General features: G+C 63.4%; 14 protein-coding genes. All 14 read left to right on the forward strand.

Going from position 1 to position 15131, the window contains the following annotated elements; all coding sequences use genetic code 11:
• The first annotated feature begins 13 nt into the window (after positions 1-13).
• Complete coding sequence (locus tag AC5I5B_RS16020) at positions 14-652, forward strand: TIGR02217 family protein (RefSeq protein ID WP_111817284.1); 639 nt, start codon at positions 14-16, stop codon at positions 650-652.
• On the forward strand, positions 649-1533 hold the full coding sequence (locus AC5I5B_RS16025; protein ID WP_111834250.1) for a phage/gene transfer agent baseplate hub protein: 885 nt from the start codon (positions 649-651) through the stop codon (positions 1531-1533). Before AC5I5B_RS16020 ends, AC5I5B_RS16025 begins: the two co-directional genes overlap by 4 nt.
• Positions 1530-1964: a C40 family peptidase gene (locus tag AC5I5B_RS16030; protein WP_107675291.1), complete on the forward strand. Its 435-nt coding sequence runs from the start codon at positions 1530-1532 to the stop codon at positions 1962-1964. The genes AC5I5B_RS16025 and AC5I5B_RS16030 overlap by 4 nt, the downstream gene beginning before the upstream one ends.
• A gap of 16 nt (positions 1965-1980) precedes the next feature.
• A complete protein-coding gene (locus AC5I5B_RS16035) occupies positions 1981-5778 on the forward strand; it encodes a baseplate multidomain protein megatron (protein WP_174054531.1) in 3798 nt (1265 codons plus the stop codon).
• Positions 5779-5812: 34 nt separating this feature from the next.
• Positions 5813-6019 carry a hypothetical protein gene (locus AC5I5B_RS16040; RefSeq protein WP_161974039.1) on the forward strand — a complete coding sequence of 69 codons (207 nt, stop codon included), beginning with the start codon at positions 5813-5815 and terminating at the stop codon, positions 6017-6019.
• A 137-nt stretch (positions 6020-6156) separates the two neighbouring features.
• Positions 6157-6411: a hypothetical protein gene (locus AC5I5B_RS16045; RefSeq protein ID WP_003497070.1), complete on the forward strand. Its 255-nt coding sequence runs from the start codon at positions 6157-6159 to the stop codon at positions 6409-6411.
• Positions 6412-6504: 93 nt separating this feature from the next.
• On the forward strand, positions 6505-7176 hold the full coding sequence (locus AC5I5B_RS16050) for a response regulator transcription factor (RefSeq protein WP_003509815.1): 672 nt from the start codon (positions 6505-6507) through the stop codon (positions 7174-7176).
• The gene (locus AC5I5B_RS16055) at positions 7166-8566 is read left to right on the forward strand and encodes an ATP-binding protein (RefSeq protein ID WP_003509813.1); all 1401 of its coding nucleotides are present in this window, start codon (positions 7166-7168) and stop codon (positions 8564-8566) included. Before AC5I5B_RS16050 ends, AC5I5B_RS16055 begins: the two co-directional genes overlap by 11 nt.
• A 105-nt stretch (positions 8567-8671) precedes the next feature.
• Positions 8672-9100 (forward strand): RT0821/Lpp0805 family surface protein, encoded by a 429-nt coding sequence (locus AC5I5B_RS16060; RefSeq protein ID WP_031233662.1) that lies wholly within the window; start codon positions 8672-8674, stop codon positions 9098-9100.
• Between the two features lie 160 nt (positions 9101-9260).
• A complete protein-coding gene (gene ccmI / locus AC5I5B_RS16065; RefSeq protein WP_003509809.1) occupies positions 9261-10424 on the forward strand; it encodes a c-type cytochrome biogenesis protein CcmI in 1164 nt (387 codons plus the stop codon).
• Complete coding sequence (ccmE, locus tag AC5I5B_RS16070; RefSeq protein WP_020809581.1) at positions 10421-10933, forward strand: cytochrome c maturation protein CcmE; 513 nt, start codon at positions 10421-10423, stop codon at positions 10931-10933. The genes ccmI and ccmE overlap by 4 nt, the downstream gene beginning before the upstream one ends.
• Complete coding sequence (locus AC5I5B_RS16075; RefSeq protein WP_111834252.1) at positions 10930-12921, forward strand: heme lyase CcmF/NrfE family subunit; 1992 nt, start codon at positions 10930-10932, stop codon at positions 12919-12921. The genes ccmE and AC5I5B_RS16075 overlap by 4 nt, the downstream gene beginning before the upstream one ends.
• Complete coding sequence (locus AC5I5B_RS16080) at positions 12918-13385, forward strand: cytochrome c-type biogenesis protein (protein WP_003509801.1); 468 nt, start codon at positions 12918-12920, stop codon at positions 13383-13385. The genes AC5I5B_RS16075 and AC5I5B_RS16080 overlap by 4 nt, the downstream gene beginning before the upstream one ends.
• Positions 13386-13541: 156 nt before the next feature.
• Positions 13542-15110, forward strand: a complete 1569-nt coding sequence (locus AC5I5B_RS16085) for a Do family serine endopeptidase (protein ID WP_020809582.1) — start codon at positions 13542-13544, stop codon at positions 15108-15110.
• Positions 15111-15131 lie beyond the last annotated feature (21 nt).

The raw sequence follows: 15131 nt of genomic DNA on the forward strand, positions 1-15131 counted from the left end.
CAGGAACAACGACATGGCGGCATTTCATGAAGTGCGCTTTCCGCTGCGGCTCGCGCTCGGCGTCAGCGGCGGGCCGGTGAGGCGGACGGATATCGTCAACCTGTCCAATGGCCGGGAGAGTCGCAACCAGCGCTGGAGGAACGCCAGACGCAGCTATGACGCCGGATCCGGCATCCGCTCCGTCGCCGATCTCTATGAGGTGCTCGCCTTTTTTGAGGCGCGGCGCGGTGAGCTTTACGGCTTTCGTTTTCGCGATCCCGTGGATTTCAAATCCTGCCCGCCCGGAGAGACGCCTGCCTCGACCGATCAGAGGATTGGTACCGGCGATGGGGTGACGGCGGGTTTTCAGTTGCTGAAGACCTATGCCGATGCCGGCGGCTCCTTCACGCGGCGGATCGATAAACCCGCGGAGGGTTCGGTCATTGTTTCGGTCGAGGGGGTGAAGGCGGAAGCGGCCGATATTTCGGTCGATCACGCCACCGGCATGGTGCTCTTCCGGGCGGGGCGCGTGCCGCCCGCCGGCGCTGCAATCCGTGCCGGTTTTGAATTCGACGTGCCGGTTCGTTTCGCGATCGACCGTATCGACGTAAACCTGACCGCTTTCGAGGCGGGCCGCATTCCCTCCATTCCACTGATGGAAATCCTGCCATGAAAACCATTCCCGCCGCCCTTGCCGAGCATCTCAAGGGAGATGCGACGACCACATGCCATTGCTGGAAGGTGACACTGAAGGATGGCGTCACGATTGGTTTTACCGATCATGATGAGATGATCGTGTTCGGCGGCACCTCCTACCTTGCCGCCAGCGGCTTTGCGGCCAGCGACAGCGACAGCGAAACGGGGCTGGGCGCGAGTGCCGGGGAGGTGGCGGGCGGTTTTTCGAGCGAGGCGATTGCGGAAGACGATCTGGCCGCCGGGCGTTTCGATGGTGCGAGGGTGGAGCTTTTCCTCGTCAACTGGCAGGCGCCTGACCAGCATATGCTGCTGAACATGCGCGAGATTGGCGAGGTGACACGGGCTGGCGGGGCGTTTCGCGCCGAGCTGCGCAGCCTTGCCCATCGCCTCGGCCAGCCGCAGGGCAGGGTCTATGGGCGTCGCTGCGATGCCGCACTCGGGGACAGGCGTTGCGGTGTCGATCTCGAGCCGTTTACCGGCCATGGCAACGTTGTGGCGGTGGATGCCTCGGGCGGCCTGCTCGTGTCAGGGCTCGATGCCTTTGCCGATGGTTTTTTCAGCCGGGGAAAGCTCCGCTTTCTGGCCGGCCTGCTGGCGGCCAAGAGTTTCGACCTCGATGGCCACGAGCGGCGTGACGGCGGCGTGCATCTGTCCTTCTGGCTGCCGCCGGAACAGCTGCCTTCGCCGGGGGACACGTTTTCTGTCACCGCCGGCTGCGACAAGAGTTTCACCACTTGCCGGGCGAAATTCACCAATCATCTGAATTTCCGGGGCTTCCCGCATCTGCCGGGGGCGGATTTCGCCTATTCCTATGCGAGCGGCGGTGAGAGCCATGACGGTGGGGCGCTGTTTCCATGAGCGACACCGGCGAAAGAGTGCTGGCGCTCGCCGGAGGCTGGATCGGCACGCCCTATCGGCATCAGGCCTCGTTGAAGGGGGTCGGCTGCGACTGCCTCGGCCTCGTTCGCGGCATCTGGCGCGGAATTTACGGCCACGAACCGGAATTGCCGCCGCCCTATGCGCCTGATTGGGCTGAACGCGGCGGCGAGGACCGGTTGATGGCGGCGGCGGAACGCCATTTTCTGGCGGTTCCGCGCATGGAAGAGGCAAGGTCGGGAGACCTGCTGCTGTTTCGCTGGCGGGCCGATGCGGCGGCCAAACATCTCGGCATTCTGGCCGGGTCACAGCATTTCATCCATGCCTATGAACAGGCGGCGGTGGTGCGTTCGGCGCTGGTGCCGGGCTGGAGGCGGCGCATCGCCGGTATCTTTCGTTTTCCCGATCCCTGAGTTTTTCGAGGCGAGCATGGCGACAATCGTTTTTCAGGCGGCGGGTGCGGCGCTCGGCGGCATTTTCGGTCCTTTGGGCGCAATGATCGGCCGGGCGGCGGGGGCGCTGGCGGGTAATGCCATCGACCGCACACTGCTTTCGAACGGGCGGACGGTAACGGGCGCGCGGCTTTCGACGGCGCGCATTCCCGGGGCGGATGAGGGGGCGGCGATCAGCCGGCTTTATGGCACCGCAAGGATCGGCGGCACGCTGATCTGGGCGACGCGTTTTGAAGAAAGCATCGAGGTGGAGCGCCGCGGCGGCAAGGGCAACCGTGGCCCGAAGGTCGAAACCTTTCGCTATTTTGCCAATGTCGCCATCGGCCTGTGCGAAGGTGAGGCGGCCATGGTGCGGCGTGTCTGGGCCGATGGGCGGGAGTTGGACCTGAGCGCCATCGAGATGCGTTTTTATCCCGGCAGCGAGACGCAATTGCCCGATCCGTTGATCGAGGCGAAGCAGGGGGCGGGCAATGCGCCGGCCTTTCGCGGACTGGCCTATGTGGTGTTCGAACGCCTGCCGCTCGATAGTTATGGCAACCGTATCCCGCTGATGCAGTTCGAAGTGGTGCGGCCGGTCGGACGGCTGGAAAAAGCCATCCGCGCCATCACCGTCATCCCCGGCGCAACGGAACATGGTTACGCCACCGTGCAGGTTTCCGAACGAACGGGCATCGGCCAAAGCCGCATCATGAACCGCAATGGTTTGACCGCCGCGACGGATTGGCAGGCGGCAATCGACGAATTGCAGGCGCTCTGCCCCAATCTTGAGAGCGTGGCGCTGGTGGTGAGCTGGTTCGGCACGGATATGCGGGTGGGTGAATGCCGCATTCTGCCCGGCGTGGAGGTGGACGGCCGGGATGGGGAAACGATGCCATGGTCCGTCGCCGGTCTTTCGCGCGGCGAGGCGCATCTCGTCAGCCATCACGGCGGCGGTCCCGCCTATGGCGGTACACCCAACGACGAAAGCGTGTTGCAGGCCATCGCCGATCTCAAGGCGCGGGGTTTGCGAGTGTGCCTTTATCCCTTCGTGATGATGGATGTTCCCGTCGGTAACGGTCTTGCAGACCCCTATGGCAAAAGCGAGCAGGACGCCTATGCCTGGCGCGGGCGCATCACCTGCTTTCCCGCACCCGGCAGGGCCGGTTCTGCGGATCGCAGCGCTGGCGCACGGACGCAGGTTTCCGCCTTCTGCAATCGCCATGAAGGTTACCGGCGCATGGTGCTGCATTATGCGGCGCTGGCGGCTCGGGCGGGCGGGGTGGATGCCTTCCTGATCGGCTCGGAACTGCGCGGGCTGACGGCGCTGAGAGACGAGAATGATGCCTTTCCCTTTGTCGAGGAACTGGTGCGGTTGGCGGGCGACGTACGGGCCGTGATGGGGCCGGCGGTGAAGCTGACCTATGCGGCGGACTGGAGCGAATATTTCGGCCACCAGCCGGCAGACGGTTCGGGCGACGTGTTCTTCCACCTCGACCCGCTCTGGGCGAGCCCTGAGATCGATGCTGTTGGTATCGACAGTTACATGCCGCTCTCCGACTGGCGTGACGAGGATGCCGCGAACGGCAGTCCCGATGGCATGACCGGCCCGGATGATGCCGCCGCATTCCGTTATGCCATCACGGCAGGTGAGGGCTTCGACTGGTATTATTTCAGTGACGCAGACCGCGCAGCACGGCGGCGCACGCCGATTACGGACGGGCTGAAGGGCAAGCCTTGGGTGTTCCGCTACAAGGATATCAGGAACTGGTGGGGCAACCTCCATCACGACCGGGTGCGGGGAGTGGAGAAATCCACGCCGACCGCATGGGTGCCGGGCTCGAAGCCGATCTGGTTCACCGAACTCGGCTGCCCGGCGGTGGACAAGAGCGCGACACGCCCCAATGTCTTTCCCGATCCGAAATCGGCGGAAAACGCCTTTCCTTATTTCTCCCGCCGAAGCCGCGCCGACAGCCAGCAGCGGCGGTTTCTCGAGGCGCATCTCGACCATTGGCGTGAGGCCGCAGCGATGGTCGATGCAGACAGGGTCTATCTGTGGACCTGGGATGCACGGCCTTTTCCCGCCTTTCCGCAGAATGGCGCGGCATGGAGCGATGGGGCGAACTGGCGCACTGGCCACTGGCTGAATGGCCGGCTGGGAACGGCCATACTCGCCGATACCATCGCCGCCATCCTCACCGATCACGGCTTTTCCGCCTTCGACGTGTCCGCCGTCAGCGGTGATCTGACCGGTTATGTGCAGGGCGACGTGACCTCGGCCCGCAATCTCCTGGAGCCGCTGATGGCGGCTTTCCAGGTGGATGTGGCGGAAGATGGCGGAACCCTGCGCTTCCGCTCCCGCAACACTGCGGTTTTGCCGGTCCGCGATATTGCCGTGCTGGCCGATCTGGAGGACGAGCCGCTCTGGTCGGAAAGTCGCGGCCATGACAGCGATTTTGCGGCAGAGGCCGTGCTGACGTCTTTCAACCCGGCGCTGGATTACGAGCAGGGGAGTGCAAGGTCCCGCCGCATCGACAATGCCGGTAGCCGGGTCATGCGGCTTGATCTCAACGCCGCCCTGCCTGCGGAAACTGCGGAGGCGGCGGTCGAGGCGCTGTTGCGCGACAACCGGCAGGCGCAGCGCAGCCTGCGCTTTGCCCTGCCGCCCTCCGAAATCACCCTCGAACCCGGCGATTGCATCCGCCTGCCGGAAGACGCCTTTCCGCAAGCGCCTTCCGGGCGGTTTCTGGTGAGCCGCATTGAGGACGGCGCGGTGCGGCAGGTGGAGGCGCGGGCCTTTTCCGCCGCCTTTTCGGTTTTCGCTGGTGGTGCGGAGGAACGGCGCAGCAACGCCGCAAGCGGTGCGGAAGGGTTCGCGCCCGAGGTACTGTTTCTTGATCTTCCCTGCCATGACGGCACCGCGCCGGAGGATTCGGCGCGGATTGCCGCCCTCGCAAAGCCCTGGCGGCCCATCATCATTTCCGCGTCGCCGGGCAGGGAAGGTTACCGGCAGCGCGTTCTGCTTGACCGGCCGGCGATGATCGGCGCGCTGGCAATGCCGCTGATATCAGGCCCTCCCGGCCGTTTCGACCGGAAAAACGCCATCCTCGTCGATCTGCCCTTCGGTGAAGTGTCGTCGGCCGCGGAGCTTTCGGTGCTGAACGGCGAGAACCGTCTCGCCATCAAGGCCGCAAACGGCGTGTGGGAAATCGTCGCTTTCGCAAAGGCCGAAGAAATCGCACCCTCACGTTGGCGGCTTTCCTCTCTCCTGCGGGGACTGGCTGGCACGGAAGACGCACTGGCCGCAGGCGCGCCAAAGGGTGCGCCGGTGGTGGTTCTGGATCAGGCGGTGCAGCCGCTGGGTCTTGCCGCGAGCGAGCGCGGACGACGCCTGAGCTGGATCGCGGAAGCTGCGGGAATGGCGGGCGCAATGAGCGGGCCTTTTGCCTTCGAGGGAGGCTTGCGGGCGCTGACGCCGCTCGCGCCGGTCCATCTTTCCGCCGAACGGCGCGGGGATGGCGTGCTGTTCAGGTGGAAACGTCGGGGCCGGGTGGAGGCCGACGGCTGGGATGCGAGCGAGATCCCGCTGGACGAGCCCTTCGAGCTTTATCGCGTCGAGGTGCTGGACGGCGAGACGGTGCGGCGCGTGGCGGAGGTTTCAGAACCCGTGTGGTTTTACCCCGCCGCAGACGAACTCACAGATTTCCCGGCCTTGCGGGATCACATTTCCGTGCGTGTCCGCCAGCTCGGCCGCGCGGTGCCCTCGGGCGTGGCGGCCAAGGCCGTTCTGCCGATCTGACATGTGTCTGAAAAACAACGCAAAGGATGAGATTATGGACAGTACCAAAGCGTGGTATCAATCGCGCACGATCTGGGGTGCTCTGGTCGCGGTTTTCGCGCCGCTTTTCAGCATTGCCGGCCTTGAGCTGCCCGCCGGTCTGCAAGGCGAACTTGCGGACGGGCTGGTGACGGTTGCGGGCGGAATTGGCGGCCTGATCGCACTTTACGGCCGCCTTTCGGCGACCAGCGCCATTCGCTGACAGCACATGCAAAGACGCCGCTCCCGCGTTACGCCCTTGCGGCGGGGGCGGCATTCATTTGCCATTCAGACGCTTTGCGCTACATATTCGGTCACAATACGGTTCGAGACGCACCCGGTTTTTTGGAAGTTTGTGCAATGGCATCACCTCTCATCATCGCGACGCTTGCAGCCGGGCTTTCCGGTTTCACGGCGCCCGAGGCTGATCTGCAGGGCCATTACATACTGGCGGCGAGCGACTGCGGCGCAGCCGTTGCCCGCGTCGTGCGCGAAACCGGTGGTCAGCTGCTTTCGGTCTATCCTTCCGGCGATGGTCAGTCCTGTGTCGTCACCGTTCTCGTCCAGGGTAATGGCGAGCGCCCGCGCAAGGTGACGATGCGCGTGCCGATGTAGCTTGCCCGCATCGCCGAAATATCGGAAAACAATCCGAAACATTTAGCATGACCGACCCCGCGCGCGGGCCGGGACGGAAGGAAAGGGCTGATAATGCGTATTCTCGTTGTTGAGGACGATGCCAATCTCAATCGGCAGCTGACCGACGCGCTGAAAGAAGCCGGTTATGTTGTCGATCAGGCATTTGACGGCGAGGAAGGGCATTATCTCGGCGATACCGAGCCCTATGACGCGATCGTTCTCGATATCGGCCTGCCGCAGCTGGATGGCATTACCGTCGTCGAAAAATGGCGTGCGGCCGGCAAGGCCATGCCTGTTCTCATCCTCACCGCCCGCGACCGCTGGAGCGACAAGGTCGCCGGCATTGACGCCGGAGCCGATGACTACGTCACCAAGCCTTTCCATGTCGAAGAGGTTCTCGCCCGTGTGCGCGCGCTCATCCGCCGCGCCGCCGGCCATGCCTCCTCCGAACTCGTCTGCGGCCCGGTCCGGCTCGACACCAAATCCTCCAAGGCGACCGTCAACGGTACGACGCTGAAGCTCACCTCGCATGAGTTCCGGCTGTTGTCCTATCTCATGCATCACATGGGCGAGGTCGTGTCGCGCACGGAGCTGGTCGAACATATGTACGATCAGGATTTCGACCGCGATTCCAATACGATCGAGGTGTTTGTCGGACGTTTGCGCAAGAAGCTCGGGGTTGATCTGATCGAGACGATCCGTGGTCTCGGTTACCGGATGCAAGCGCCGGCAGATGCGAAGTAATTCTCTCACCGCCCGCGTTCTGCTGCTCGCCTCGCTATGGTCGGCGCTGGCGCTGGTGGTGATCGCCGTCGTCATCTCGACGCTTTACCGGCAGGGGGTGGAGCGCAGCTTCACCGATCTTCTCAGGGCGCAGCTTTACAACGTCATCAATTCCGTGACGATTTCCAACGAGAATACGCTGGCCGGCAGCCCGCAGCTTGGCGACCTGCGTTTTTCGCAGCCCGATACCGGCTGGTACTGGGTTGTCGAGCCGCTTGGCAATTTCCAGACCGCGCCGCTGGTTTCCTCGTCGCTGGGCGTCTCCACCTTGCCGGTGCCGAGCATTCTCGATGCGCCCTTCGACAACCGCTATGAGCGCTTTTATGCCGTGACCGACGAGGCCGGCAATCAGGTGCGTGTGGCGGAAACCGAAGTCGTGCTGGATGGCGAGGGGCGTGCCGCGCGTTTCCGCGTTTCCGGCAATCTGAATGTCGTGGAAGACGATGTACGGGATTTCTCCAACAGCCTCTATCTGGCGCTCGCCGTTTTCGGTGTGGGCAGTCTGGTCGTCAATGGCCTCGCCATTCTCTACAGTCTGCGGCCGCTCGATCAGGCTCGCGTCGCGCTTGGCAAGATCAGGGGCGGGGAGGCGGAAAGCCTAGAAGGTGAATTCCCGCGCGAAATCCAGCCGTTGGCCAATGAGGTCAACGCGCTCATCGACAGCAATCGCCGCCTCGTGGAGCGCGCCCGCATGCAGGTGGGCAACCTCGCGCATTCGCTGAAGACGCCGATCGCCGTTCTTCTCAACGAAGCGCGCACGCTGGACCCGCAGCATGGCGATCTGGTGCGGGCGCAGGCCGATGCCATGCAGGCGCAGGTGCAATCCTATCTCTCCCGCGCCCGCATCGCCGCCCAGCGCGGTTCTATCCTTGCCCGCGTGGAAGCGGAACCGGCACTGGAACGGCTGGTGCGCGTCATGCGTCGCCTGAACCCCGACAAGCAGTTTGTCCTGAATTTCGAGCAGGCCGGCGCCGTGCTTGGCATGGAGCAGCAGGATCTGGAGGAGGTTGTCGGCAATCTTCTGGAAAATGCCGCGCGTTTTGCGCAGACGCGCGTGGTCATCACGCTTGCGACCGGCACGCACCCATCGTCCGACGCCGAAATCGCCCGTCGCTCCTGGGTGGAGCTGACTGTCGAGGATGACGGGCCGGGGCTGGAGCCGGGACAGATCAGCGAAGCGATGAAGCGCGGCAGGCGGCTGGACGAGAGCCGGCCGGGCACGGGTCTCGGATTGTCGATCGTTTCCGAGGTGGTGTCAGAGTACCATGGCCGCTTTTCGCTGTCGCGCAGCGCCATCGGCGGCCTTAAAGCCGATCTGATTTTGCCGGGCCTTTCGAAAGAGCTTGCGTGAGGCAAGAAAAAAGGCAAGAAATTCAATGCCGGTATATTAGGTGCAATGCGGTAGGAAAGAGGACAGGGTTTGGTTGACGTGTATGATGGCTGCCGCTCCGTGACAATGCGTTCGCTGGTGTCACGCCCGGCACTTCTCTCGATCCTGTGCGTATCGATGCTGAGCGCCTGCACCACTACGGGCACCCGCCCGGCGGGCGGCGGCCTGTTTGGCCGCTCTGCGCAGCCCTCGACGCCCTTTCTTGCCAATCTGGAAGGCGGCATTGTCGGGCGAAGCGGCGTTGAGCTTGACAGGGGTGACCAGACCAAGGCGCTGGAAGCCGAATATAAGGCGCTGGAAACAGCCCCGGTCGGCACGCCTGTCACCTGGACGGGCGATGACGCCAAGGGCCAGGTGGTCGCCAATGCGCCCTATCAGGTCGGCAATCAGAATTGCCGGCAATATTCGCATACCTTGACGGTCGACGGACGGGAAACCAGGGCGCGCGGTGCAGCCTGCCGCAATGCCGATGGAAGCTGGTCGCCGCTGACGTAACCAGTTTGACGTAAATCAAGGTCACGGGCCTTTTGCGATGACAAGAAGAGGCATAGCGGTGCAGCCGGGAGATGGCCTGCGGTGCGGCGTGATGTCTCAAATTCGCGTCATCCCCGCGCTTCATGTTTCCATGTGCCGCGCATTCGAGTAATTGAGCCTTATGTTCTGGATTGTCGTTGCGATATTGACGGCGGCTGTTGCCATCGTCCTGATGTACCCGCTGATGCGGAAGACCGAGGCGCCCGAGACGCGCCGCGACGGTGAGGTTGCCGTTTATCGCGACCAGCTGGCCGAGCTGGACCGCGAACGCGCCGCCGGCCTGATCGGGCAAACCGAAGCGGATTATGCCCGCGCCGAAATCGGCCGCCGGCTTCTCGCTGCCGCCGAGACGGAAGAGCAGCCCGGCAGAGAGGCGCGTCCGCTGCGGCACAATCTCGCCGCCAGCCTCATCACCATTCTCTTGCCCGCACTCGGCCTCTGTCTTTACATCTGGAACGGCAGTCCGGAGGTGCCGGACATGCCGCTCGAGGCACGTCTTGAAAAGCCCGGTAACGACATGAACCTGCTGGTCGCACGGGCCGAAAGGCATCTGGCGCAGAACCCGGATGACGGCGCGGGCTGGGACATTCTCGCGCCGATCTATTTCAAGACATTGCGGCTTGGCGACGCCGAGCTTGCCTATCGCAATGCGCTTCGTATTCTGGGCCCGAGCGCCGAACGATTGACGGGCCTTGGCGAAACGCTGGTTGCCGGCAATGACGGCATCGTCATCGAGGCCGCGCGCGATGCGTTTGCGCAGGCCGAACAGTTGAAACCCGGCAATCCGCGCGCCCGCTTCTATCTGGCGCTTTCGCTGGAGCAGGCTGGCAAGGCGGAGGAAGCACGCGCGGCCTTTGCAGCGCTGGCGGCCGATGCGCCGGCCGGCGCGCCGTGGCTGCCGCTGGTTCAAGAGCATATCGCCCGCACCGGCGGCGCGGCGAACCCTGCCGCGCCCGGCCCGAACGCTGAGGATATGGCGGCGGCCAACGATATGACGGCTTCCGACAGGCAGGCGATGATCGAAGGCATGGTGTCGAGCCTTGATGCCAAGCTCAAGGAAAACCCCGCCGATTTTGAAGGCTGGGTGCGGCTTGTACGCGCCTATTCGGTGCTGAAGAACGAAGCCAAGGCCGGAGAGGCCCTGCGGGCGGGGCTGAAGGCTTTCCCGCCGGAGGGTGAACAGGGCAGGCAGCTTCTGGCGCTGGCGAAGGAACTTGGCGTTTCCGCCGGGCCGATCCGTACGAACGGGCAACAGGATGCTGCGCCGCAGGGAGTGACGCAATGACCCGCAAACAGAAACGTCTCGCGATCATCGGCGGCGGCATGAGCTTCATCGTTGCAGCCGTGCTGCTCGTCATGTTCGCCTTTGGCCAGTCGATTGCCTATTTCTACATGCCCGCCGATCTGGAGAAGACGCCCGTCAACCCCGGCACCCGCATCCGCCTTGGCGGGCTGGTGGCGGAAGGCTCGATCAAGCGCGGCGAGGGCCGCACGGTGAGCTTTACGGTGACGGATGGCGAGGCCAATGTGCCGGTCAGCTATACCGGCATTCTGCCCGATCTCTTTCGCGAAGGGCAGGGCGTGGTGACCGAAGGCATGTTCGACGCCGCGACCCACGGCTTCGTGGCCGACAGCGTGCTGGCCAAGCACGACGAGAATTACATGCCGAAGGAAGTGGCAGACCGGCTGAAGGACAAGGGCCTGTGGCAGCATGGCGGAGAGGGTGAGGAACCCGCCGCCGCGACGCCGTCGGCCAGTGCGACGTCGCCCGACAAGACCGGAGCAACCAAATGATCAACGAGATCGGCCATTACGTTCTGGTGCTGGCGCTTGGGGTGGGGCTGATCGTCTCGACGCTGCCGGTTATCGGCGCGCGCCGCAACGACCGGGCGCTGATGGATGTCGCCTCGCTCGGCTCCGTCATGATGTTCCTGCTCGTTGGTTTTTCCTTCGCGGCGCTGACGCGGGCCTATGCCGTCTCGGATTTTTCCGTGCGCAACGTCTGGGAAAACTCCCATTCGCTGATGCCGATGATCTACAAGCTGACCGGCGTGTGGGGCAACCATGAAGGCTCCATGCTGCTGTGGCTGCTCATTCTGGTGTTTTTCAGCGCGCTCGTCGCCGCCTTCGGCCGCAACCTGCCGGAAACGCTGAAAGCCAATGTTCTTGCGGTGCAGGCATGGATTTCGGTCGCCTTCCTGCTGTTCATCCTGCTCACCTCCAATCCCTTCCTGCGGCTGGAGCCGGTGCCGGCCGAGGGGCAGGACCTCAATCCGATCCTTCAGGATTTCGGCCTCGCCATCCATCCGCCGCTGCTTTATCTCGGTTATGTCGGCTTTTCCGTCTGCTTTTCCTTCGCCGTCGCAGCGCTGCTGGAAGGGCGCATCGATGCCGCCTGGGCGCGATGGGTGAGGCCGTGGACACTCGCCGCATGGACCTTCCTGACCGCCGGCATTTCCATGGGTTCCTACTGGGCCTATTATGAACTCGGCTGGGGCGGCTGGTGGTTCTGGGATCCGGTGGAAAACGCCTCCTTCATGCCCTGGCTTGCCGGAACCGCGCTGCTTCATTCGGCGCTTGTCATGGAAAAGCGCGAGGCGCTGAAAATCTGGACCGTGCTTCTGGCGATCATGACCTTTTCGCTGTCGCTGCTCGGCACCTTCCTTGTCCGCTCCGGCGTTTTGACCTCCGTGCATGCTTTCGCCACCGATCCGAGCCGCGGCATCTTCATTCTTGGCATTCTGACCGTCTTCATCGGCGGCGCCTTCGCGCTCTTTGCATGGCGCGCGCCCTCGCTGAAGGCCGGGGGGCTGTTTGCGCCGATTTCGCGTGAGGGATCGCTGGTTCTCAACAACCTCATCCTCACGGTGTCCACGGCAACCGTGCTGATCGGCACGCTTTACCCGCTCATTCTCGAAACCCTGACGGGCGAAAAAATCTCGGTCGGCGCGCCTTTCTTCAACCTCACCTTCGGCCTCCTGATGATCCCGATCCTGATCGTCACGCCCTTTGGCCCGATGCTCGCCTGGAAGCGCGGCGATCTGCTCGGCGCATTCCAGCGGCTTTATGTGGCCGCGGCGCTTGCGGCTCTCGCGGGTCTGACGCTCTGGTACATCGAAAATGGCGGTCCGGTGCTGGCCGCACTCGGCATCGCTGCGGGCTTCTGGCTGATCTTCGGGGCGCTTGCCGATCTCTGGTATCGCGCCAATTTCGGCAAGCTGGCCTTCGGCATCGCATTTCGCCGCCTCAAAGGCCTGCCGCGTTCGGCCTTCGGCACGGCGCTGGCGCATATGGGGCTCGGCATCACCGTGCTCGGCATCGTCATTGTCACCACTTTCGAGACGGAAACGGTGCTTGAGATGAAGGAGGGCATGGTGGCGGAAGCGGGCGGCTACAGCCTCACCTTCGACGGTATCCGCCACGCCGTCGGTCCGAATTTCACCGAGGATCGCGGCCATTTCACCATCCGCAAGGCGGGTGTCGAAGTGGCCGATGTGTGGTCCTCCAAGCGGCTCTATACCGCGCGGCGCATGCCGACGACGGAAGCGGGTATCCTGACCTTCGGCCTCAGCCAGCTTTATGTCTCGCTTGGCGATCCCATGACCGATGGCGGCATGGTGGTGCGCATCTGGTGGAAACCCTTCATCCTGTGCATCTGGGGCGGCACGCTGTTCATGATGGCGGGCGGGTTCATCTCGCTCTCGGACCGGCGTTTGCGGGTCGGTGCGCCGAATCGCAAGGCGAAGCCGGTGCGAACGGCGATGCCGGAGGCGGCGGAATGAGGGAGTTTGTGGTAGCGCTCGGGCTTCTTCTCACCCTCATCTTCGCGGCAGCCTCTCCGGCCTTCGCGTTCAACCCCGACGAAGTCCTCAAAGACCCGGTGCTGGAACAGCGCGCCCGGAACCTGACGTCTCAGCTCCGCTGCATGGTCTGCCAGAACCAGTCGATCGACGACAGCAATGCCGAACTGGCGCGCGATCTGCGGGTCCTGGTGCGCGAGCGGCTGGTTCAAGGCGACAGCGACAAGGCTGTCATTGACTACGTCGTGTCGCGCTACGGCGAGTTCGTGCTCCTGAAACCGCGCCTCAGCCTTCGCACCGTGCTTCTGTGGGGCGCGCCCATTGGTCTCACCCTTGCGGGGATTTTCGCCGTCTTCGTGTTTTCCCGCCGCCGCGCAAGCCAGGAACAGCCACAGAAGCTGAGCGCGGACGAAGAAGAGCGAATCCGCAATCTCATTGAAAAATAACCGGTTTCCATTTCATTCCCCGGTACTTTTTCAACATTACGGATTTTTCATTCGTCAGACACTTCGCCGTAAGGTGTCGCCTCCTATATCTTCATCATCCACCGCTTCTCCCCCGGTCAAACGGGGCCCAGTCTGAATGAAGAAAGAAGGTACACCATGTCTCATTCGCAAAACGGCCATTCCTCGCTGAAGACGGCCTCGCTGAAGACGGCTCTGAAGGCCACGACCGTTGGCGGCCTTGCGGCGCTGATGCTTTCCACCGGCATCGCCGCCCCGATCCTCCACTCGTTCGCCGCTCCCGTCGAGGTGAATGCGCCGCAGGTTCCAAGCTTCGCCAATGTGGTCGATGCGGTATCGCCCGCCGTCGTCTCCGTTCGCGTACAGTCGAACGTGCAGCCCGCTTCCGATGACTCCAGCAATTTCTCCTTCAATTTTGGCGGCCGTGGCCTTGACCAGCTGCCTGATGACCATCCGCTGAAGCGCTTCTTCAAGGAATTCGGTGGTCCGAACCAGGATCGCTCCGAACGTGGTCCGAATCGCCACCGTGACGGCAAGGGTCCGCTTCGTCCCGTCGCTCAGGGCTCCGGCTTCTTCATCTCCGAAGATGGTTACATCGTCACCAACAACCATGTCGTCGATGATGGCTCCGCCTATACGATCGTCATGAACGACGGTACCGAACTCGAAGCCAAGCTCGTCGGCCGTGATCCGCGCACCGATCTTGCGCTCCTGAAGGTCGATGTGAACCGCAAGTTCACCTATGTGAAGTTTGCCGATGACAGCAAGATCCGCGTCGGTGACTGGGTCGTCGCCGTCGGTAACCCCTTCGGCCTCGGCGGCACGGTGACATCAGGCATTATTTCGGCCCGCGGCCGCGATATCGGCTCCGGCCCCTATGATGATTACCTGCAGATCGACGCCGCCGTGAACCGTGGCAACTCGGGTGGCCCGGCCTTCAACCTCAATGGCGAAGTGGTCGGCATCAATACCGCCATCTTCTCGCCGTCGGGCGGCAATGTCGGCATCGCCTTCGCCATTCCGGCATCCGTCGCCAAGGACGTGATTGCCGATCTGCAGAAGGACGGCAAGGTCGAACGCGGCTGGCTCGGCGTGCAGATCCAGCCGGTCAGCAAGGATATCGCCGAATCGCTTGGCCTCGCTGAAGCAAGCGGCGCGCTCGTCGTTTCGCCGCAGTCCGGCTCGCCGGGCGACAAGGCCGGCATCAAGCAGGGTGACATCATCACCGCCGTCAATGGCGAGCCCGTCAAGGATGCCCGCGACCTGTCGCGCCGCATCGGTGGCATGGCGCCCAACGCCAAGGTTGAAATCTCGCTGTGGCGCGGTGGCAAGTCGCAGTCGGTCACAGTGACGCTGGGTGATCTTACAAGCGACGACGCCTCCAAGGCGACGCCGACCCAGAACGACGACAAGGGCGACCAGTCTTCCAGCGAGAAGGTGCTGTCCAGTCTCGGCCTGACGGTTTCTCCCGCCGATGACGGCAATGGCCTTGCCATCACCGATGTCGACCCCGACAGCGATGCCGCTGCCCGTGGCCTGAAGACGGGTGAGAAGATCACCTCGGTGAACAACCAGCAGGTCGCTTCCGCCGCCGATATCGAGAAGATTCTCGAGCAGGCCAAGAAGGACGGACGCTCCAAGGCGCTGTTCCAGATCCAGACGGATGATGGCAGCCGCTTCATCGCTCTGGATATCGACCAGGGTTGATACGCTGAAACGCGATGCCGG

The sequence above is a fragment of the Agrobacterium sp. genome (assembly GCF_059499945.1).